This window comes from Phenylobacterium sp., from assembly GCF_965284355.1.
In the GTDB taxonomy this organism is placed as follows: domain Bacteria; phylum Pseudomonadota; class Alphaproteobacteria; order Caulobacterales; family Caulobacteraceae; genus Phenylobacterium.
Window position 1 is genome coordinate 1,406,614 of the sequence record NZ_OZ260078.1, and the last position, 18,797, is coordinate 1,425,410.

Sequence of the window (18,797 nt, forward strand, 5' to 3'; positions counted from 1 at the left end):
ACCCTCCATGTCGCAAGCTGCGTCGCCGACGCCTCGGGCCATGGGCCTCGCCACCCTCGCCGCGGTCGGCGTCAACAGCATTATCGGCGCCGGCTTCTATCTCCTGCCTGCGCAGTACTTCGCGACCGCCGGAGCATGGGCCCCCATCGTCCTGCTCGTCATGGGCGTCCTGATGTTCGCGATCGCCCTGTGCTTCGCCGAGGTCGGCAGCCGGTTCCGCGAGAACGGCGGGGCCTATCTCTACGTGCGCAGCGCCTTTGGGCCGCTGGTCGGGTTCGAGATCGGATGGGTGCTCTACCTGTCACGGGTGATCTCGACGGCCTCCATGTTCGCCGCCCTGATCCTGCTGCTGGAAGTCACCACCGGCCGTCAGTTCGACCTCGCGGCGACGGCTGCGGTCGTGATCGCACTGACGATCCTGGTCGCGGCGTTCTCGATCATGGGGGGCCGCACCAACGCGGGCCTGCTGACCACGCTGGCGATCGTGAAGATCACGCCCGTCGTCGTCCTGATCGGCCTGGCCATCCCCCATCTCGACGTCGCGGCCCTCAAGCCGTCGGCGGCGCTCAGCTGGCAGGCGGCGGTGGCGGCCGCGGCGATGGGCATGTTCTCGTACGCGGGCTTCGAGAACCTCGCGATCCCCGCGGGCGAGGCGCGCGATCCGCAGCGCGATGTTCCCCGCGCCCTCGTCACGTCGCTGGCGGCCGGCGTCGTGCTCCTGGTCGGCGCCAACACCATGGCGATCGGCCTCGTCCCGGATCTTGCGAACAGCACGCTGGCGCTCGCCGACGCCGCCCGCACGGTGCTTGGGCCAACCGGCTGGTGGGTGATGGCCGCCACCGCCATGCTGGCCGTGGTCGGCAGCAACGCCGGCGCGCTTCTGGCCAACTCACGACTGCTGCAGAGCCTGTCCGACCAGGGCGACATCTCGGCGTGGTTCGGCCGCCGATCCGCGCGCTTCGGCACGCCCGTGGTGGCGATCGCGCTCAGTTCCATCCTGGTGCTGGCGCTGGCCCTGACCGGGACGTTTCAGAGCCTGGTCGTCCTCGCCGTCGGCACCCGCGTGCTGGTCTACATGGGCGTCGCGCTGGCCGCGATGCGGCTGCGCCAGGCCGATCGGGATGGAACCGCGCCACGCGCCAGCTACCGCATGCCGGCTGCCCCCCTGGTGCTGGCCGTCGTCATGCTGGGATGCGGAATCATCCTCCTGCAAATGACGGCGTTACAGGCGGTCGCCATCGTCCTCGGCCTTGCCGCCGGCCTCGTGCTCTTCGTCGTCCGAAGGGCGGCGTCCGCCCGCACTCCATAACCTTTCGGCATGAGCGCCCGCGCGGCGCGCCCGGTACCTCTCTCGTCGACCGATGTCCGGTCCCGTCGCAGCGGCGACGGCGCAGGGAGGACGCCCATTGCAACGACCAAAACGAAACCTGTCGGCCCTCGCCGCTGCGATGTTCCTCGCCCTCGGCGGCGTCGCGGCGACACCGGCGCTGGCCATCGCCGCGCCCGAGATCTACCTGCCGCCGTTCACCAAGGTCGCCCTGTCGGGCTATGACCCGGTCAGCTACTTCGCCGGCGGCGGGCCCATCAAGGGCGACGCCCGCTACGCCACCAACCTGAAGAGCGTGGAGTACCGCTTCGCCAGTGCGGAGAACCTGGCCCGCTTCCGCGCCAACCCTAGCGCCTACCTGCCGCAGTATGGCGGCTACTGCGCCTGGGCCGTGGCCGGCGGATACACCGCCAAGGGTGATCCGCTGGCCTGGAAGATCGTGGGCGGCAAGCTCTACCTGAACTACGACCAGAACGTTCAGAAGCGCTGGGCCAAGGACATCCCCGGGAACATCGCCAAGGGCGACCGCAACTGGCCGCAGGTGCTCAAATGAGCGTCCGCGACCGCATCATCAGCCTGGTCCCGCACGGGCTGGCCCTCTTCATGTCGGCCGTCTTCCTGGACAGCCTGCGCTTCAAGTTCACCAACCATCCGAAGACCCAGGTGATCTTCGGCCGCCTCGACGGGTGGGCCAGCGAGCTGGGCGCGCCGGGGCTCTTCGCCGCGACCGGTCTGTTCTCGCAATACGTGATCGGGTCGATCGAGCTCTTGGCCGCGAGCCTGCTGGTCCTCGGGATCCTGCCCCGCTTCCGCCACCTGCAGGCCGGCGGCGCGCTGGCGGGCTTCCTGGTGATGTCGGGCGCGGTCAGCTTCCACCTGTTCACGCCGCTGGGCGTGGATCCCAACAACGACGGCGGCGGCCTGTTCGTCGCCGCCTGCATCAATCTCGCGGCCGCGTTCCTGCTGCTCACCATCTTCCGGCGTCGGGAGTTCGGGGTGCTGGTGAGCCGGGTGCTGGCGATCTTCGCGCCCCTCAAGCCGGCGTCGGTGCGGGCATGAGCGACACGCTGTGGACCTCCGACTTCTCGGTGCGCGGCCGGACGGTGCGCGTGAAGAAGACCGGCGCCGTCATCCCGCTGGACAAAGCGCTGGCGTCCGAGGCGGCCAACTGGTTCAGCCTCTACCTGGCGATCCGGGCCAAGACGGCGCTGAACCGCCTGCTGCCCCGGGGCCCCGCGGTGTGGTTCGCGCCCGACAGGCCGCGGCCCTGGTACCTGATCTGGGCCGCCGCGGCCTGGAACGGAGTGCGGATCGCCAGGTCGCCCGACGAGGCGCAGGCCAGCTTCTTCTTCGACGACGCCACACACGGCCATCCCGCCGCGCCGCCGCATCAGCACGCCTTCAACTACGCCTGCACCGACATCTCCAAGAGCCGCGTGGCCGAGGTGTTCGAGGCCTGCTTCGGCTACCCGCTGACGCTGGACCCCGAGCAGGGCGTCGGATTGGCGGTCGAAAAGGGCGAAGCCAACGGCGTCCATGACGGCCGCCTGGTGTGGCTGCCGACCCGGAAGCGCCCAGGCCGCACCTACCAGCGCTTGGTCGACAACGTCGAGGACGGCATGGCGGTGGATCTCCGGACGCCGTTCGTGGGCGGCAAGCCGGTAGTGGTGTTCATCAAGCGGCGCCCGGTCGAGGATCGCTTCGCCAATCACAACGCCGCCGTGGCCATGGTCGAACCGCGCGAGGTCTTCTCCGAGGACGAGATCGCGCGGCTGGGCGTGTTCTGCCGGGCCATGGGCCTGGATTGGGGCGGCCTCGACATCCTGCGCGATCGCCCCACCGGCCGTCTGTACGTGGTCGACGTCAACAAGACCGACATGGGACCGCCCATCGCGCTCCCCTTCCCCGCCAAGCTCAAGGCCGTGGACCGCATGGGCCGTGCGCTCAGGGTCCTCATCACGGAGCAGGCGCCATGACCCCGCCGGTCGGCATCCCGTATGTGCGTGAGTTCGCGTTCGACTACGGCCGTTGCGAGCCGGTGAGCCCGCTGATCCGCCGCGTCGTGGCCGAGAACCCCGGCCCCTTCACCTTCACCGGAACCGGCGCCCACATCGTGGGGCAGGGCGAGGTGGCGGTCGTCGATCCCGGCCCGGACGATCCGCGCCAGATCGAGGCGATCCTGAAGGCCACGCGCGGCGAGACGATCACCCACATCTTCGTCACCCACAGCCACCTGGATCACTCGCCGGCCTCGCGGCCGCTCGCCGACGCCACGGGCGCGGTGATCTATGCCGGCGGGACACGTTGCCGGCCGTCGGGCGGCGACGACCGGCTGGAGGCGGGCGACGATCTGACCTTCCGACCGGACATCGCCCTGACCGACGGACAGATGTTCCACGGTCCGGGCTGGACGATCGAGGCGGTGGCGACGCCCGGCCACACGTCGAACCACTACGCCTTTGCCCTCCTGGAAGAGAACGCGCTCTTTCCCGGCGACTGCGTCATGGGCTGGTCCACCAGCGTGGTCAGCCCGCCGGACGGCGACATGGGGCTGTACATGCGCAGCCTCGAGCGCATCCGCGCCCGTGGCTATGACGCGCTGTTCCCCGCCCACGGCCCCCCGATCCGCCGCGTGGACAGCTTCCTGGCCGCCTACATCGTCCACCGCCGCCACCGCGAAAAGCAGATCCTGACAGCGCTGGAGACGGATGGGGCGGCGACGGTCCGACAGCTAGTAAGCCGGCTCTACGCCGATCATGACAAGCGACTGCACCCCGCCGCCTGCCACTCGGTTCTGGCCCATCTGCTCGACCTGTATCGACGCGGCATCGTGGACGTTGCCGGTGACGTCGGCATCGCCGGGGTCTGGCGGCCGACCTTCATGCGTCACGCCGCCTGAGATCATGCGCTGCGGGCATTTCAGTCCGGCATCCTCTTCCACGATCCTGGATCCGAACAAGGACCACCTTCCATGACCATGACCGCGCTCCAGAGCGCCGCCACCGCGCTCCGCCCCCTGCAGAACCGCGTCGCCATCGTGACCGGCTCCACCAGCGGCATCGGCCTTGGCATCGCCGAGGTGCTGGCCGGCCAGGGCGCCAGTATCGTGCTGAACGGCTTCGGCGATCCGAACGAAATCGAACAGACGCGCGAGACCCTGGCGTCCTTGCACGGGGTCGAGGTGATCTACTCGCCGGCCGATCTTTCGGATCCCCGCAAGATCCAGGACATGGTCGCTTTCGCGCGCGACGTTCTGGGCCCGATCGACATCCTGGTGAACAACGCCGGCATCCAGCACGTGGCCCCCGTGTCGGAGTTCCCGACCGCCAAATGGGACGCGATCCTGGCCGTGAACCTGTCGTCAGCGTTCCACGCCATCAAGGCGGCGCTGCCCGAAATGGTCGAGCGCGGCTACGGCCGGATCATCAACATCGCCTCGGCCCACGGCCTGGTCGCCTCACCCTACAAGTCAGCCTATGTGGCGGCGAAGCACGGGGTGGTCGGGCTGACAAAGACGGTGGCGCTGGAGGCGGCGCGCACGGGCGTCACGTGCAACGCCATCTGCCCCGGCTACGTCTGGACGCCGCTGGTCGAGAAGCAGATCGCCGATCAGGCGCGCGCCCACCGGATGACCCAGGAGCAGGTCATCACCGACGTGCTGCTGACCGCCCAGCCAAACCGCAAGTTCGCCACCGTGGAGGAGATCGGCGGCCTGGCGGCGTTCCTCTGCAGCGACAACGGCGCCTCCATCACCGGCACGACGCTCAGCGTCGACGGCGGCTGGACGGCCCACTAGCCATGACCATGACCGCAGGGAACGGCGCAAACCGCGTGGTGATCGTGGGCGCCGGCTTCGGCGGCCTGGCCGCCGCCTCGGCCCTGGCGAAGACCGGGGCCGACGTCACCCTGATTGACCGGCGCAACCACCACCTCTTCCAGCCCCTGCTTTATCAGGTGGCCACCGCCGGCCTCGCGCCGACCCAGATCGCCAGCCCGATCCGGATGATCCTGCGCCGCCAGTCCAACATTCACATCGAACTGGACGAGGTGACCGGCGTCGACCTGGCCCGCCGGCAGGTGGAGCTGGGCGAGCGGACGATCCCGTACGACCAGCTGGTGCTGGCGACCGGCGCCACCCACGCCTACTTCGGCCGCAGCGAATGGGCCCGGTATGCGCCGGGTCTGAAATCGCTGGAGGACGCGCTGGCGCTTCGCCGGCGCGTGCTGTTGACCCTGGAGACCGCCGAGCTCGACATGAGCCGCGACGACCGGGACAAGCTGCTGACCTTCGTGGTGGTGGGCGGCGGGCCGACCGGGGTCGAGCTGGCCGGCGCGATCGCAGAGCTGACCCGGCGCGCGCTCGCCTGCGACTTCCGCCGCATCCGCGGCTTGCGGGCGCGGATCGTCCTGATCGACTCCGGCCAGCGCGTGCTGTCCACATTCTGCCCGGGCCTGTCGGAGTATGCCCGCGGCGCCCTCGAGAAGCTGGGCGTCGAGGTCCGGCTGGGCGCCCCGGTCAGCCATTGCGACGACAATGGCGTCGAGGTCGGTGGCGAGCGGATCGCCGCGGCCAACGTCTTCTGGGCCGCCGGCGTGCAGGCCTCGCCGGCCGGCCAGTGGCTCGCCGCAGAGACGGACCGGGCGGGCCGCGTGTTCGTCGAGGCCGACCTCACGCTGCCCCGCCACCCCGAGGTGTTCGTGATCGGCGACAGCGCGCACATCCGCGACGGCGAAAAGGCGGTGCCGGGCGTGGCGCCCGCCGCCAAGCAGGCCGGCGCCTATGTGGCCGGGGTGATCGCCGCGCGGCTGACAGGACGCCCCACGCCGCCGCCGTTCCGCTATTCCAACCTGGGCAGCCTGGCCACGATCGGTCGGCAGGCGGCCGTCGCCGACCTGGGCGCGATCAAGCTCACGGGCTTTCCGGCCTGGGTGTTCTGGTGCGCCGCCCACGTCTGGTTCCTGATCGGTTTTCGCAATCGCGTGCAGGTCGTGCTGGACTGGATCTGGTCGTATCTGACGTTCGAACGCGGCGCCCGCCTCGTCTTCGATGCGGTGACCCGTGGGCGCGAAACGCCGATGCGTGTAGCTTCAGCGCAGGCCGAGGTGCGTATCGCCTCTTAGCGCCTGCAGCCTGGCAGGAGCGTGACAGCCGACAGTGTGTTCGGTTCCGACGGCCCGTCACGATCCAATTCTAGAAGGACACGGCCTGGCCGACGGGCAGGCCTTTGAGGGACGTCCGCCATGGAAATGCAGCAGGTCCGCTATTTCCTCGCCCTCGCGAGGACGCTCAACTTCACGCGCGCCGCCGAGCAGTCGAACGTCAGCCAGCCGGCCCTGACCCGCGCCATCCAGCAGCTCGAGCACGAGCTGGGCGGGCCCCTCTTCCACCGCGAGCGCGCCAACACCCACCTGTCCGAGCTGGGCCGCATGATGCTGCCCTATCTGGAGCAGATCCACGCTCAGACCGAGGCCGCCAAACAGCAGGCCAAGGCGATCAAGAAGCTGGACAACGTCACCCTGCGGATCGGCGTGATGTGCACGATCGGTCCGGCGCTGATCTCGGACCTGATCGTGAAGTTCCGGGTCGCCCATCCCAATGTCGACCTGGAGGTCGTCGAGGAAGGGTCGGTCGAGCTGATGGACATGCTGTCCAAGGGCGACCTCAACCTCGCCCTCTTCGGCCTGCCCGAGCCGCTGGATGTGCGATTCCACGGGCTGTCGCTGTTCGAGGAGCGGTTTGTCATCGCCCTTCCGCCCAATCATCCGCTGGCCGCCCACAACGTGGTCCGATGCGCGGATACCCATGAGCAGCCCTACGTCAGCCGGGCCAACTGCGAGATCTTCGACCATGCCCGCCGCCAGCTGCGCGCACACGGGGTGCAATGGAAGAAGGTGTTCTCGTCGGAACGCGACGACTGGGTTCAGGGCATGATCAAGGCAGGGCTTGGCTTCGGGTTTTTCCCGGAACTGTCGGTCACCGACCCCGGCCTCGTGACCCGCCGCCTGATCGACCCTGAGTTCGTGCGCACCATCATGCTGGTGAGCGTTCGCGGGCGGCCGCATTCCCCCGCCGTCGGCGCGTTCGTTCAGCAGGCCCGGGCCTTCAAATGGCCGACCGGCACGCTGGACCCGATGCCGCGGGATCCCCAGGACTGCGACCTGGCGCCGACCGGATAGTCCTGCCGCGCCGGGAACGATCGCGTCGGGAGGATGTTAGGCGTTCGAGATCGAACGAGGGCTTCATGGCCGACGAACATGACTATAGGGCCAGGGCCGAGGCGCTGCTGCGTCAGGCCAGCGCCACCGACAATATGAAGCAGCGCGGCGAGCTGATCGACCAGGCCATGCACTGGCACAACCTGGCCATGGACGCGCAGGACGACCCCTATCTCTTCCGGAACGACAATCAGGACGACGAGTCCGCGGCGGCCCGCGCGTAGCCGCTCAGGCCTCGCGCGCCAGGAGCTGCGCGCGACGGCCCGCTGTCGCGGGACGCAGACTGGCCGCCAGCGCCGCCGCCGCAACCAGAGAGCCGCCCACCACCGTGACGGCCGACGGCCAGCCGACCTGGTCGTACACCTGGCCCACGACCGCGGCGCCGGCCAGACCGCCCAGGTAGTAGCTGGCGAGGTAGAGTCCGCTGGCGGCCGCACGATCGGTCTGGGCGGCGCGGCCGACGAAGCCGGTGGCCGTCGCCTGAGCGAAGAACGTGCCGACGCCCACCATGGTCAATCCCGCGATGACCGGCCCCACCGTCGGCGCCAGCAGGAGCGGCAGGCCCGCGATCGCCAGGCCCAGCGAGGCGAAGAACGTCGGGCGCGGCCCGAACCGGTTGGCGACGCCGCCGGCCAGCGGTGTGGTCACCATCGACGGCAGGAAGACGAAGTAGATCAGGCCCAGAGCCATCGGCGACAGCCGGATCGGCGCGTCGGCCAGGACGAAATTCACGTAGGTGAAGACCCCCAGAAAGGCGAACAGCACGCAAAAGCCGATGCCGAAGCTGGCCACCAGGCAGCGGTTGCGCAGATGAGCCGCAAGGCGCGCGAACGCCGAGCGCCTCACCTCACCGGAGGCCACAGCCATGGCGGGAGCCTTGGCCAGGGTCAGGTAGACCAGCGCCGCGCCGGCCAGATTCAGCGCCGCGAAGGCGTAGAAGTTGATGGCCACCCCGGCGGTGGCGGCCACCGCAGAGGACACCAGCCGCCCAACCAGGTTCGAGGCCACGTTGCCGGTGATGTACGCGGCCAGCGCGCTGGCCGTGGCCGCCCCGGTGTTCTGTTCCGACAGGTAGGCCATGGTCAGCGTGAAGGCGGCCGACATGAAGACGCCCTGCGCGATGCGTAGGGCCGTGAAGGTGGCCAAGTCGGGCGCATGGGCCAACAGCAGCGTCGGGATCGACAGCAGCGCGAGGCTCACCCAGATCCCGCCCCGGCGCGGCAGCCGGTGGCTGACCAGGGCTACGACGAGGCCCGCGGCGGCCATGCCGATGGTCGAGGCGTTGACGGCCACGCCCATGGCGGACGGCTTGACGCCATACATGCGGGCCAGCGTGGGCAGGATCGCCTGCGCGGCGAAGAGGTCGACCAGGGTCAGGAAGCCGATAAGGCCGATGAGGGCGCGGCGCAGCAGCGCGTTGGGGGCGGCGGGCATGGGGTTCTCCGGGATGCGACAAAGGCGTGCGACGCCCGGGATCGGACGCCGCACGCCTCCGTTGCCGAGGGCCTGCGGGAGTTGGGGGAGACAGGCCTCGGGGCCGCGGCGCGCCGGGCGGGTTGGCGTGCGCCGCGGCGGGTCTCACATGTGGTCGTCGGCCGGTTTGGCGTCGGCGTCGTTCTTGATGTCGGCGGCGATCAGCACGGCCGGAACCTTGCCGTTGTTCTTCCACCAGTGGCTGACGCCCTTCTTCTCCTGGGCGACATCGCCGGCCTTGTGGTCGATGCCCACGGCGCAGGTCGAGTTGTACTCGGTGATCTGGCCGGAGACGGTCATGATCAGGGCCGGGCGGTCGGTGTGGCTGTGCCAGGGCACGACGCCGCCCGGCTGAACCACCAGCCGGCGCAGGCGCAGGCGGCGGTTGTCCAGGCCATTGATCTCACCGCCCAGGGCGATGAACGACAGCTCGGTGTCGGTGACCTTGGCGGGCATCGTCTCGCCCGAGGTGCGGGCGTCGGCGCGCATCTGGTCGGCCGGGCAGGTTCCGGCCGAGGCCGAGGTAGCAGCGGCCGCGAGGCTGAGCGCGAGGCCGAGGATCAGGGGGGCTTTCATGGGTGTCTCACTCGGTGTTGTTCGATAGAAAGACCCTAGAAGCGCGGACGATAGCGCTGAATTCGCTTTAAGTTATCGCGGCGATGCGTGGAGCGTTGCACCAGGGATTACTTTGAAATCCTCACGCCCGCGCGAGGCGTCACTTCCGATGCAGCCAGCGCATTGCGCCATTAGCTATCGGACATTTCCGGCCGGCGGTTCGGGCTGACACAACGGCGGCATGAAGACCGCCACAAAGACTTCGACCGCCATCGACAAGGCCAAGCTGCGCCAGGTCGTCCTCGTCTTCCAGGGCGGCGGGGCGCTGGGCGCCTACCAGGCCGGGGTCTACCAGGCCCTGCAGGAGGCCGGCATCGAGCCGGACTGGGTGATCGGCACCTCGATCGGCGCCATCAACGCCGCCCTGATCGCCGGCAATGCGCCCGAGCAACGGCTGGAACGCCTCCGCGAGTTCTGGGCGCGCATGACCCATTCGCGGGCCGCACAGTTCGCCGGGATGGCGCCCCGCGTCGGCGCCCTCGCCGCCAACGCCATGACGGTCATGAACGGCCTCGAGGCCTTTTTCCGTCCCAACCCTTGGGCCTTCCTCGGCATGCAGATGCCGCTGGGCTCCGAGCTGGCCGGCTACTACTCGACCGATCCGCTCGAAAAGACGCTGAGCGAGCTTATCGACCCTGAGCTGATGAACGCCGGACACCCCCGGCTCACCGTGGGCGCCGCCAACGTCCAGACCGGCGAGATGCGCTACTTCGACAGCCGGGACGACGAGCTGAGCATACGCCATGTCATGGCCTCAGGCGCCCTGCCCCCCGCGTTCCCTGCGATCCGCATCGGCGGCGAGCTCTTCTGGGACGGCGGCATCCTTTCGAACACGCCGGTCGAGGCCGTGTTCGACGACAAGCCGCGCCGGTCGGGCGTGGTCTTCGCCGTCCACATGTGGGCCCCCAACGGCCCGGAGCCCGACAGCATCTGGAGCGTGCTGTCGCGCCAGAAGGACCTGCAGTACTCGAGCCGGGCGATCACCCACATCGCCAGGCAGAAGCAGATCCACAAGCTGCGCCACATCATCGCGATGCTGGCCGAGAAGCTGCCCCCGGACGTTCGCGCCACCAACGAGGCGCGCGAACTGGCCGCCTACGGCTGTCCCACCCAGATGCATGTGATCCGGCTGCTGTCGCCGCCGCTGGCCGGCGAGGATCACTCCAAGGACATCGACTTCTCGCCCCTAGGCATCCGCTCGCGCTGGGAGGCCGGCTACGCCCACACAGCCCGCGTGCTCGCCCAGGCCCCCTGGACCGCCTCAGTCGACCCGATGGAAGGGATCATCCTCCACGAGGCCGAGGCGGGCCGGATGACCCACGATCCCTCCCCCGCAAACGACCAAGGACCCTCGAAATGACCCGCTTCAACCGCTCGCTGCGTGCGATCGCCATGGGCGTAAGCCTCACCCTGACCGCCGCCGCCGTCGCCGCTGTCGCCGCTGTCGCCGAACCCGCCGCCGCGTCCGAGAAGGCGCAGGGTGTCGTGCGCGTCCAGAGCGCCTACGGCTTCGACGACACGGTAACCCGTATCAAGGCCGACATCGCCGGCAAGGGAATCCGCTTTTTCACCGAGATCGATCAGGCCGGGCTCGCCAAGGGCGCCGATATCGATCTCAAGCCCTCGAAGCTGCTGATCTTCGGCAACCCGCCGCTGGGCGCCCAGTTCCTGACCTCGAATCCGTATGCGGGCCTCGACTGGCCGGTGCGGATTCTGGTGACGCAGGACGCCGACGGCCGCGTGTGGGTCGCGTACACCGACTTCGCCTACATCGCCGACCGCTACGACATCCGCGACCGCCCGGCTCAGATCAAGATGGCCGCCGAGGTCGCCGGCTCCATCGCAGGGAGCGTGACGTCTCGATAGGCGCGCGCCGGCCGGTCGCGCGTAGCCAGCTGTCTCCATACCGGCTGCCGGCGGTAGCGTCCTCCCGCAGGAACAATGATGCGCGGTGGGCCAGATCGAGCATCTCGCCGTCGCCGTCAAAAATCCTTGTTCAGCGAACTCAGTCTTGACGTCGCGTCACAAAACCATCGGCGGCGCGACGGTTTCGTGACCTCTGCGCAACAGCCGCGATCCGAACGCTCACCGAACACCGCAATCCCTTTGCGTATAAGGGATTGCGTGGGTACGCGCGACCCTCCGGGCAGGCGCCTGCCACCTCCCCTAAGAGCGGGGCCGCACCGGGGGAGAACGAACCGAAATGAAAAGTGGAATGCTTTTCCGCACGTCGGCGCTCGCCGTTGTGCTGGCCAGCGCCTTCACGGCCGCCGCCAACGCTCAGACTGCCGATACCGACACCGCCGCGACCGTCGATGAGATCGTGGTCACCGCGCAGATGCGCGAGCAGAGCCTGCAGGACGTGCCGATTGTGGTCACGTCGGTCAACGCGCAGCAGTTGCAGGACGCCGGCGTCCGCGACATCAAGGACCTGACCATCGTCGCGCCCGGCCTGACGGTGACCTCCACGAGCAGCTCGGCCGTCACCACCGCGCGTATCCGCGGCATCGGCACGGTCGGCGACAACCCGGGCCTGGAATCCTCGGTCGGCGTCATCATCGACGGCGTCTATCGGCCCCGCAACGGCGTGGCGTTCAGCGACCTGGGCGAGACGAGCCGCATCGAGGTGCTGAAGGGTCCGCAGGGCACGCTGTTCGGCAAGAACACGACCGCCGGCGTGATCAACATCATCACTGCCCGGCCTTCGTTCCAGCTGGGCGCCACGTCGGAAGCGCAGTTCACCAACTTCGACGGCTTCGGCGGCTCGATCTCGCTCACCGGCCCGATCATCGACGACAAGTTGGCCGCCCGCGTCTACGTCGCCGCCCGTGAGCGCGACGGCTATTACAAGACCCAGGGCCCGGACAATAACGACCAGGACTTCTACACCGGTCGCGCCCAGCTGCTGTACACGCCGACCAGCACCATCGATATCAACGTCTCGATGGACTACACCAAGCGTGACGAGCGCTGCTGCGGCGCGGTGCAGATCCTGAACGGCGCCACCCAGGCCATCATCAACTCGCTGGCCCCCGGCGGCCTCGCCATTCCGCCGGATCCGGACTCGTTCCGCGACTACAGCAACCGCAGCTTCCTCAAGACGGTGAAGGACTCGGGCTTCTCGGTCGAAGCCAACTGGAAGACGCCCTGGCTGGGCGGCGCCAAGCTGACCTCGATCACCGCGGTTCGCGACTGGAGCCAGTCCGGCGGTTCGGATGTCGACTGGACCAGCGCCGACATCCTCTACTCGCCCACGCATCGCGAGAGTTCGAACCCGGGTTCGAGCAAGTTCCACACGTTCACTCAGGAAGTCCGTCTGGCGGGCGCGACCGACAAGCTCGACTGGCTGGTCGGCGCCTTCTACTCGCGCGAGGACCTGAGCCTGCACGTGCGTACTGTGACCTACGGGACCCAGTACGAGCAGTACGTGAACGCCCTCTTCGGCAACACGCTGTCGTCGGTGTTCACGGGCCGCCCGCTGGGCACGACGTTCGTCGCCGGCAACGGCCAGGACGACCTCTACCAGCAGCGTGAGGAGGGCTTCTCGCTCTTCACGAACAACAGCTACAAGATCACCGACGCTCTCGAGCTCACGGTCGGCCTGCGCTACACGTGGGAAGACAAGGATCTCAAGACCTTCTGGAGCAACACCGACGGCGGCGTCGGCTGCGCCACGGCGCTTGCCCGCGCTTCGGCGCTGGGCGGCCCGCTTCCGGCCAGCGGCGCTTTGATCCGCGCCGGCGGCCTGCTGGGCGCCGGGACCTACCAGGTGCTCTGCGCGGCCTCGAACAGCCCCGCGTTCGGCCAGATCCGCAACAACGACCAATCGCTGAGCGAAGAGGAGCTGACCGGCACGGCCAAGCTGGCCTACCGCTTCTCGCCCGAGGTGATGACCTACGCGTCGTTCGCGCGCGGCTACAAGGCCGGGGGCTTCAACCTCGACCGGATCGCCACGACCGTTCAGACGGTTCGCGGCCAGCCGACCGCGCCGGTGCTCGACACCAGCTTCGCGCCTGAGACGGTGGACTCCTACGAACTCGGGATGAAGAACACGCTCTTCAGCCGCAAGGTCCTGCTGAACGTCACCGGCTTCTATCAGCGCTACGAGGACTTCCAGCTCAACGCCTTCAACGGGCTGGTCTTCTCGGTGGCCTCGGTGCCGAAGGTGATCTCCAAGGGCGTCGACCTCGACTTCATCTGGTTCACGCCGGTCGAAGGCTTGACGATGAACGGCGGCGTGACCTACGCCGAGACCTACTATCCGAAGAGCAACCCGATCTTCCTGGGCGGCAACCTGCCCGGCTCGCGCCTCTCCCTGGCCCCGCTGTGGTCCGGTGCGCTGGGCGTCACCTATGAGCACAACCTCAGCGATGACCTGGTCGGCCGGATTGCGGTGAACGCCAAGAGCGTCTCCAGCTTCAACACCGGCTCCGACCTTGACCCGGTGAAGAACCAGCCTGGCTACACCCTGGTGAACGCCCGGGTGGGTCTGACATCGGCCGACAAGCGCTGGGCGGTCGAGGCCTTCGCTCAGAACCTCTTCGACGACGTGTACTATCAGGTCGGCTTCAACGCCGTCCTGCAGTCCGGCTCGTACGACGCCTTCCTGGGCCAGCCGCGCACCTACGGCGTGGCGCTGCGCTTCACCTACTGATCCTGACCCTGGGCCCGCCGAACCATCGGCGGGCCCTTTTCCTTGCCTTGAGCCACGGCCGTCGCCCCGCGACATCGTCCACCCTGATGGGCGAACCGGCTCAGGCGCCATTCGAATGCCGCGAAACCTCGGCCTAAGGTGCAGCTGATCCAGCTCGCCGCCGAAGGACCCAAGTGCCGGTTCCCCCGAACGACACCGACGATCCGCCTGCCCCCCTGCGCCGGGGCGACGGCGCGGACTTATGCTGGTGAACCCGAACGCCCGGCGGGGCGCTCAGGCGCTGGAGGTCATCGCCCGCCTGTCGGCGGGCGGCATCGACGTCGTGGTCGAGCGTTTCGCTTCGCCCGCGGAGGTCGCCGCCGACATCGTCCGCCGCGCCGACGGGGCCGACCTGGTGATCGTCTGCGGCGGCGACGGCACCATCGCGACAGCGGCGCAGGGCATCCTGCAGACCGGCCTTCCCATGGGGCTTCTGCCGCTGGGCACCGCGAACGATCTGGCCAGAACCCTCGGCATTCCGCTCGACCTGCCGTCAGCGGCCGACGTGATCGTGAACGGCAGCACGGAACGCATCGACGTGGGGCTGGTGAACGGCCACCCCTTCTTCAATGTCGCGAGCCTGGGCCTCAGCGCCGATCTGGCGCGCGGTCTCACCCCCCAGAGCAAGCGGCGCTGGGGCCGGCTCGCCTATGCGATCCGCGCCGCACAGGTCCTCTTTGCCGCCCGACCGTTCCACGCCGAGGTGCTCAACCGACAGCAGAGGATCGACGTGCGGACCCTGCAGATCGCCGTCGGGAACGGGCGCCACTATGGCGGCGGCTCAGTGATCCATGAGCACGCCAGCATCGTCGACGGCCACCTCGACCTCTACAGCCTCGACCCGCGGTCGGTCTGGAAGCTGGCGCTGATGTTCGGCGCGTTCCGGCGCGGCCGCCACGGCGTCTGGGCGGAGGTCGAGACCTCGAAATGCGTGGAGTTCCACGTCCGCACCCGCAGGCCGCGACCGATCAACGTGGATGGCGATATCGTCACCGAGACGCCCGCCCACTTCGTCGTGCGGCCCGCCGCCATCGAGGTCTTCGTCCCGGGCGCTCCGCTGCCCTGAGCGTTCAGGCCGCCTTGGCGATGGCGGCGGCCAGAGGCGCGACCTCGGCGTCCGAGACGGTCCGCAGCTCCAGCAGGACGACATCACGCTCGATGCGTCCCAGAACCTGGGCGGCGCCCGTGCGCAGGCGCCGCGCGAGTTCGTCCGGGCTGAACCGATGGCTGCGCAGCGCCAGCGCCCGGCCCGGCAGAGCCAGCATGGGCATGGCGCCGCCGCCCGCGTAGCCCTGGGTATCCTGCAGGCCCACGTCCAGCGCCGGGACCTGGACGACCTGAGCCAGCAGGGCGTCGGCCCGCGCCGCGATGACGGAGAGCGGCTCGGTCAGCATCCGCAGGACCGGGATGCGCTGGGTCGGATCGGCCGGCGGCCGGTAGAGGCGCAGCGTGGCGGCCAGAGCCGCGACCGACAGCTTGTCCAACCGAAGCGCCCGGGCCAGGGGATGGGCCGCCAGCCGGTCGACCAGGTCGCGGCGCCCGGCGGCGATCCCGGCCTGGGGTCCGCCCAGCAGCTTGTCGCCGCTGAAGAGGACGAGATCGACGCCCGCGCGCAGGCTGGCCTGGACCATGGGCTCGTCGGCGATCCCGTGGGGCCCGAGGTCCACAAGCGCGCCCCCGCCCAGGTCCTCGACCAGCAGCAACCCGTGCGCGTGGGCGAAGTGGGCCAGCGCGTCCAGGGCCGGCGCGCTGGTGAAGCCGGTCATGCGGAAGTTGCTGGGGTGGGTGCGCAGGATCACCCGCGCCTCCGGATGATCGCGCAAAGCCCGTTCGTAGTCGCGCAGGTGTGTGCGGTTGGTCGCCCCCACCTCGACCAGTCGCGACCCGCTCTGGGCCACCACGTCCGGTACCCGAAAGCCGCCGCCGATCTCCACCAATTCGCCACGGGAGACGATCACCGGCGCACCGTCGGCCACGGCGGCGAGCGCCAGCAGCACCGCGCCGGCGCAGTTGTTCACCGCCAGCCCGGCCTCGGCCCGGGACACCTCGGCAATGAGGGCGTCGAGGTGGTCCTGGCGCGAAGCCCGCCGCCCGGTCTCCAGGTTCATCTCCAGATTGCTGTAGCCCGCGACCGCCTGCATCGCCGCGAAGGCCTCGGGCGCGAGCGGCGCACGGCCGAGGTTGGTGTGGATCACCACGCCGGTGGCGTTGATCACCGGAAACAGGGTCTCGCGGGCGCCGGCCTCCAGGATCCGTTCGCCCGCCGCCAGCAGCTCGGCGATCGTCGGAGCCGCGGTCGGGTCGTCCCGGAGCCGGGTCCGGGCCTCGCCGAGCACGGTCCGCAGCGCGGCGACCAACGCCACAGGCCCGAACCGCGCATTCAGGGGGCCGGCCGCGGGGTCGGCGCAGATCGCGCCCACGGCCGGCAAGCGGCGGCGCGGGTCGGAGGCCTCGACGTCTGGGGGCGCGGTCATGCGGCGACTGTATCGAGCCGGGGAGACGCCGGGCAAGGCGGATGGGCGCAGATGACGGCCGCCGCCGTTCGACGTAGGGACGTCGGATGAGTTCGGAAGCGGCGGGAGCCCGCCTGAGCATCGCGGTGATCGGCCATGTCAATCATGGCAAGACCGCGCTCGTCCGCGCCCTGACCGGCATCGAGACCGACCGCCTGGCGGAGGAGAAGGCGCGCGGCCTGTCGATCACGCTGGGCTTCGCCTGGCGCGACTATCCCGCGGGCGCCGTCGATTTCCTGGACGCCCCCGGGCACGAGGATTTCATCCGGGCGATGGTCATGGGGACCACCGGGGCGCGCGCGGCGCTGCTGGTCGTCTCGGCCGTAGAAGGCTTTGGGCCTCAGACGCGCGAGCATCTTCGCGTCGCCCAACTGCTGGGCCTGCAGGTCGGGATCGTGGCGGTCACCAAGGCCGACCTCCTGGCCGAGGGCGCCGAGGTCCGGGTCCGCGCGCACATCGCCGCCGAGCTCGAAGGGACCTTCCTGGCGGGCGAGCCGGTGGTCTTCTGTTCGGCGCTGACCGGCGCGGGACTGAACGGCTTGAACGACGCCATCGAAGCCCTCGTCGGGCGGTCTCCGGCCGCCGCCGCGGCGCCTGGCCCCATCCTGCCCCTGGACCGGACGTTCACCATCGCGGGCTCCGGCACGGTGGTCACGGGAACGCTGCAGGGTGGGCCGCTTCATGTCGGCGCCGCTGCGATGCTCATGCCGTCGGGCCGGCCGGTCACGCTGCGCCAGTTGCAGGTGCATGGGGAAACGGTCGAGTTGGCCGCTCCTGGCGGTCGGGTGGCGGCCGGGCTCAGGGGCGTGGCGGTCGATGAGGCGCCGCCCGGCGAGGTGCTGTGCGCGCCCGACACCCTCTTGCCCAGCCTGCTGGTGGACATCGAACTGACCCTGTCGCCCGACAGCGCGCGGCTGCTGAAGTCCGGTGACGAACTGCGGGTGATGTGGGGCGCGCGGCAGGACATGGCCAAGGTCCGCCTCCTGGGTGAGGGCCCGCTCGCGCCGGGCGATCGGGGGCTGGCGCAGCTGCGCTTCGCGACGCCGGTGGCCGTCTTCGCCGGCCAGCGCGCCATCCTGCGCCGCCCCTCCCCGGCCGAGACGATCGGCGGCGCGGTGGTTCTGGATCCGGAAGCGTGGAAGCTGAGGGGGCCGGTCGATGCGCGGCGCGACCTGTTGGCGGCTGCAGCGGCCGGAGATCTGGCGGGTATCGCCGACCGGCTGGCGATCCGCGATGGCGGCGTGGTCTCTGTGCGCGAGGCGGCGCGGCTGTGGCGACGGCCGCCCGACGAAGCCCGCACAGCGCTGAGCGGCTTCGAAGCTCTGGGCCTCGACCTTCTTGCGGCTCCCGGCGCCCTCGCGGCGACGCGCGACGCCTACCTAAGCCGTCTCGACGCCGCACACCGGGCCGCGCCAGAGCGCGCATGGGCCCAGGTCCGCGCCATCCGCGAGGCGTTCACGCGCACCACGTCCGGCGATCTGCTGGATCACGTGGAGCGCCGCCTGGTCGCGGACGGCGAGATCCGGGCGAGCGGCGGCCAGGTCCGGCTGACCTCCCACGATCCGCTCGCCGTCCTGCCGCCTGCTGCCTTGGCCCGGCTACGCGAACTGGAACACCAGATCCGCCAGGGTGGGGCCGCGCCGCCCGACGTCGCCACTCTGGCGTCGCACGGCAGCGAGGACGCCGCGCTGGTCGAACTGCTGCTCGACCTGGGCGCATTGGTCAGCCTCAGGAACCACGCGCTGCGCCAGACTCTCGTCTTCCACATCGCCGCGCTGGACGAGGCGCTGTCGAACCTCCGCGCCGCCTTCCCGCCGCCCACCGAGTTCGCCACCGGCGCGGCGCGGGCCGCTTTGGGCACGTCGCGCAAGTTCATCGTGCCGATCCTGGAGTTCCTCGACGCCCGCGGCGACACGGTGCGCGACGGCGACGTGCGCCGGATCGTGTGAAACCGCTTCGA

16 protein-coding genes and 1 pseudogene are annotated in these 18,797 nt (G+C 69.6%); 14 read left to right on the plus strand and 3 right to left on the minus strand.

All coding sequences use genetic code 11. The features are described from left to right. The first annotated feature begins 7 nt into the window (after positions 1-7). The 9 genes from ACQ66R_RS06810 (at position 8) to ACQ66R_RS06850 (ending at position 7,767) form a co-directional block, all read left to right on the plus strand. Complete coding sequence (locus tag ACQ66R_RS06810; RefSeq protein WP_430420404.1) at positions 8-1,309, plus strand: APC family permease; 1,302 nt, start codon at positions 8-10, stop codon at positions 1,307-1,309. A gap of 97 nt (positions 1,310-1,406) precedes the next feature. Further along, entirely contained in the window at positions 1,407-1,880 is a 474-nt protein-coding gene (locus tag ACQ66R_RS06815; RefSeq protein ID WP_430420406.1) for a YHS domain-containing (seleno)protein, read from the plus strand. Continuing rightward, positions 1,877-2,386, plus strand: a complete 510-nt coding sequence (locus ACQ66R_RS06820; RefSeq protein ID WP_430420408.1) for a hypothetical protein — start codon at positions 1,877-1,879, stop codon at positions 2,384-2,386. Before ACQ66R_RS06815 ends, ACQ66R_RS06820 begins: the two co-directional genes overlap by 4 nt. After that, a complete protein-coding gene (locus ACQ66R_RS06825) occupies positions 2,383-3,303 on the plus strand; it encodes a hypothetical protein (protein ID WP_430420410.1) in 921 nt (306 codons plus the stop codon). The genes ACQ66R_RS06820 and ACQ66R_RS06825 overlap by 4 nt, the downstream gene beginning before the upstream one ends. Beyond that, positions 3,300-4,226 carry an MBL fold metallo-hydrolase gene (locus ACQ66R_RS06830; RefSeq protein ID WP_430420412.1) on the plus strand — a complete coding sequence of 309 codons (927 nt, stop codon included), beginning with the start codon at positions 3,300-3,302 and terminating at the stop codon, positions 4,224-4,226. The genes ACQ66R_RS06825 and ACQ66R_RS06830 overlap by 4 nt, the downstream gene beginning before the upstream one ends. A gap of 72 nt (positions 4,227-4,298) precedes the next feature. Then, positions 4,299-5,123 (plus strand): 3-hydroxybutyrate dehydrogenase, encoded by an 825-nt coding sequence (locus ACQ66R_RS06835; RefSeq protein ID WP_430420414.1) that lies wholly within the window; start codon positions 4,299-4,301, stop codon positions 5,121-5,123. 2 nt (positions 5,124-5,125) lie between these two features. Further along, a complete protein-coding gene (locus tag ACQ66R_RS06840) occupies positions 5,126-6,448 on the plus strand; it encodes an NAD(P)/FAD-dependent oxidoreductase (RefSeq protein WP_430420415.1) in 1,323 nt (440 codons plus the stop codon). 120 nt (positions 6,449-6,568) lie between these two features. Next, the gene (locus ACQ66R_RS06845) at positions 6,569-7,504 is read left to right on the plus strand and encodes a LysR family transcriptional regulator (RefSeq protein ID WP_430420417.1); all 936 of its coding nucleotides are present in this window, start codon (positions 6,569-6,571) and stop codon (positions 7,502-7,504) included. A gap of 65 nt (positions 7,505-7,569) precedes the next feature. Next, positions 7,570-7,767 carry a hypothetical protein gene (locus tag ACQ66R_RS06850; RefSeq protein ID WP_430420419.1) on the plus strand — a complete coding sequence of 66 codons (198 nt, stop codon included), beginning with the start codon at positions 7,570-7,572 and terminating at the stop codon, positions 7,765-7,767. Positions 7,768-7,771: 4 nt separating this feature from the next. On the opposite strand, the gene ACQ66R_RS06855 is transcribed toward ACQ66R_RS06850, so the two are convergent. Further along, positions 7,772-8,977 (minus strand): MFS transporter, encoded by a 1,206-nt coding sequence (locus ACQ66R_RS06855; RefSeq protein WP_430420421.1) that lies wholly within the window; start codon positions 8,975-8,977, stop codon positions 7,772-7,774. Positions 8,978-9,121: 144 nt separating this feature from the next. Then, a complete protein-coding gene (locus ACQ66R_RS06860) occupies positions 9,122-9,592 on the minus strand; it encodes a cupin domain-containing protein (protein WP_430420423.1) in 471 nt (156 codons plus the stop codon). A gap of 220 nt (positions 9,593-9,812) precedes the next feature. Here ACQ66R_RS06860 and ACQ66R_RS06865 point away from each other — a divergent pair, with 220 nt between their 5' ends. The 4 genes and pseudogenes from ACQ66R_RS06865 to ACQ66R_RS06880 all read left to right on the plus strand — a co-directional run. Continuing rightward, the gene (locus ACQ66R_RS06865; protein WP_430420425.1) at positions 9,813-10,991 is read left to right on the plus strand and encodes a patatin-like phospholipase family protein; all 1,179 of its coding nucleotides are present in this window, start codon (positions 9,813-9,815) and stop codon (positions 10,989-10,991) included. Further along, on the plus strand, positions 10,988-11,497 hold the full coding sequence (locus tag ACQ66R_RS06870) for a DUF302 domain-containing protein (RefSeq protein ID WP_430420427.1): 510 nt from the start codon (positions 10,988-10,990) through the stop codon (positions 11,495-11,497). Before ACQ66R_RS06865 ends, ACQ66R_RS06870 begins: the two co-directional genes overlap by 4 nt. A gap of 349 nt (positions 11,498-11,846) precedes the next feature. After that, positions 11,847-14,285 (plus strand): TonB-dependent receptor, encoded by a 2,439-nt coding sequence (locus tag ACQ66R_RS06875; RefSeq protein WP_430420429.1) that lies wholly within the window; start codon positions 11,847-11,849, stop codon positions 14,283-14,285. A gap of 238 nt (positions 14,286-14,523) precedes the next feature. Continuing rightward, positions 14,524-15,390, plus strand: a pseudogene (locus tag ACQ66R_RS06880) (lipid kinase); the annotation flags it as partial. 4 nt (positions 15,391-15,394) lie between these two features. On the opposite strand, the gene selA reads toward ACQ66R_RS06880, so the two are convergent. Continuing rightward, on the minus strand, positions 15,395-16,798 hold the full coding sequence (gene selA, locus ACQ66R_RS06885) for an L-seryl-tRNA(Sec) selenium transferase (RefSeq protein WP_430420431.1): 1,404 nt from the start codon (positions 16,796-16,798) through the stop codon (positions 15,395-15,397). Positions 16,799-16,884: 86 nt separating this feature from the next. Between selA and selB the strand changes: the two genes are divergently transcribed. After that, on the plus strand, positions 16,885-18,786 hold the full coding sequence (gene selB / locus ACQ66R_RS06890) for a selenocysteine-specific translation elongation factor (RefSeq protein ID WP_430420433.1): 1,902 nt from the start codon (positions 16,885-16,887) through the stop codon (positions 18,784-18,786). Positions 18,787-18,797 lie beyond the last annotated feature (11 nt).

What these genes read in the sequence shown, in the direction of transcription:
- ACQ66R_RS06875 (WP_430420429.1), top strand. Translation starts at nt 11,847, where the DNA reads ATGCTTTTCCGCACGTCGGCGCTCGCCGTTGTGCTGGCCAGCGCCTTC.
- ACQ66R_RS06820 (WP_430420408.1), top strand. Translation starts at nt 1,877, where the DNA reads ATGAGCGTCCGCGACCGCATCATCAGCCTGGTCCCGCACGGGCTGGCC.
- ACQ66R_RS06825 (WP_430420410.1), top strand. Translation starts at nt 2,383, where the DNA reads ATGAGCGACACGCTGTGGACCTCCGACTTCTCGGTGCGCGGCCGGACG.
- ACQ66R_RS06860 (WP_430420423.1), bottom strand. Translation starts at nt 9,592, where the DNA reads ATGAAAGCCCCCCTGATCCTCGGCCTCGCGCTCAGCCTCGCGGCCGCT.
- ACQ66R_RS06855 (WP_430420421.1), bottom strand. Translation starts at nt 8,977, where the DNA reads ATGCCCGCCGCCCCCAACGCGCTGCTGCGCCGCGCCCTCATCGGCCTT.
- ACQ66R_RS06835 (WP_430420414.1), top strand. Translation starts at nt 4,299, where the DNA reads ATGACCATGACCGCGCTCCAGAGCGCCGCCACCGCGCTCCGCCCCCTG.
- selB (WP_430420433.1), top strand. Translation starts at nt 16,885, where the DNA reads ATGAGTTCGGAAGCGGCGGGAGCCCGCCTGAGCATCGCGGTGATCGGC.
- selA (WP_430420431.1), bottom strand. Translation starts at nt 16,798, where the DNA reads ATGACCGCGCCCCCAGACGTCGAGGCCTCCGACCCGCGCCGCCGCTTG.
- ACQ66R_RS06865 (WP_430420425.1), top strand. Translation starts at nt 9,813, where the DNA reads ATGAAGACCGCCACAAAGACTTCGACCGCCATCGACAAGGCCAAGCTG.
- ACQ66R_RS06840 (WP_430420415.1), top strand. Translation starts at nt 5,126, where the DNA reads ATGACCATGACCGCAGGGAACGGCGCAAACCGCGTGGTGATCGTGGGC.
- ACQ66R_RS06845 (WP_430420417.1), top strand. Translation starts at nt 6,569, where the DNA reads ATGGAAATGCAGCAGGTCCGCTATTTCCTCGCCCTCGCGAGGACGCTC.
- ACQ66R_RS06850 (WP_430420419.1), top strand. Translation starts at nt 7,570, where the DNA reads ATGGCCGACGAACATGACTATAGGGCCAGGGCCGAGGCGCTGCTGCGT.
- ACQ66R_RS06810 (WP_430420404.1), top strand. Translation starts at nt 8, where the DNA reads ATGTCGCAAGCTGCGTCGCCGACGCCTCGGGCCATGGGCCTCGCCACC.
- ACQ66R_RS06870 (WP_430420427.1), top strand. Translation starts at nt 10,988, where the DNA reads ATGACCCGCTTCAACCGCTCGCTGCGTGCGATCGCCATGGGCGTAAGC.
- ACQ66R_RS06830 (WP_430420412.1), top strand. Translation starts at nt 3,300, where the DNA reads ATGACCCCGCCGGTCGGCATCCCGTATGTGCGTGAGTTCGCGTTCGAC.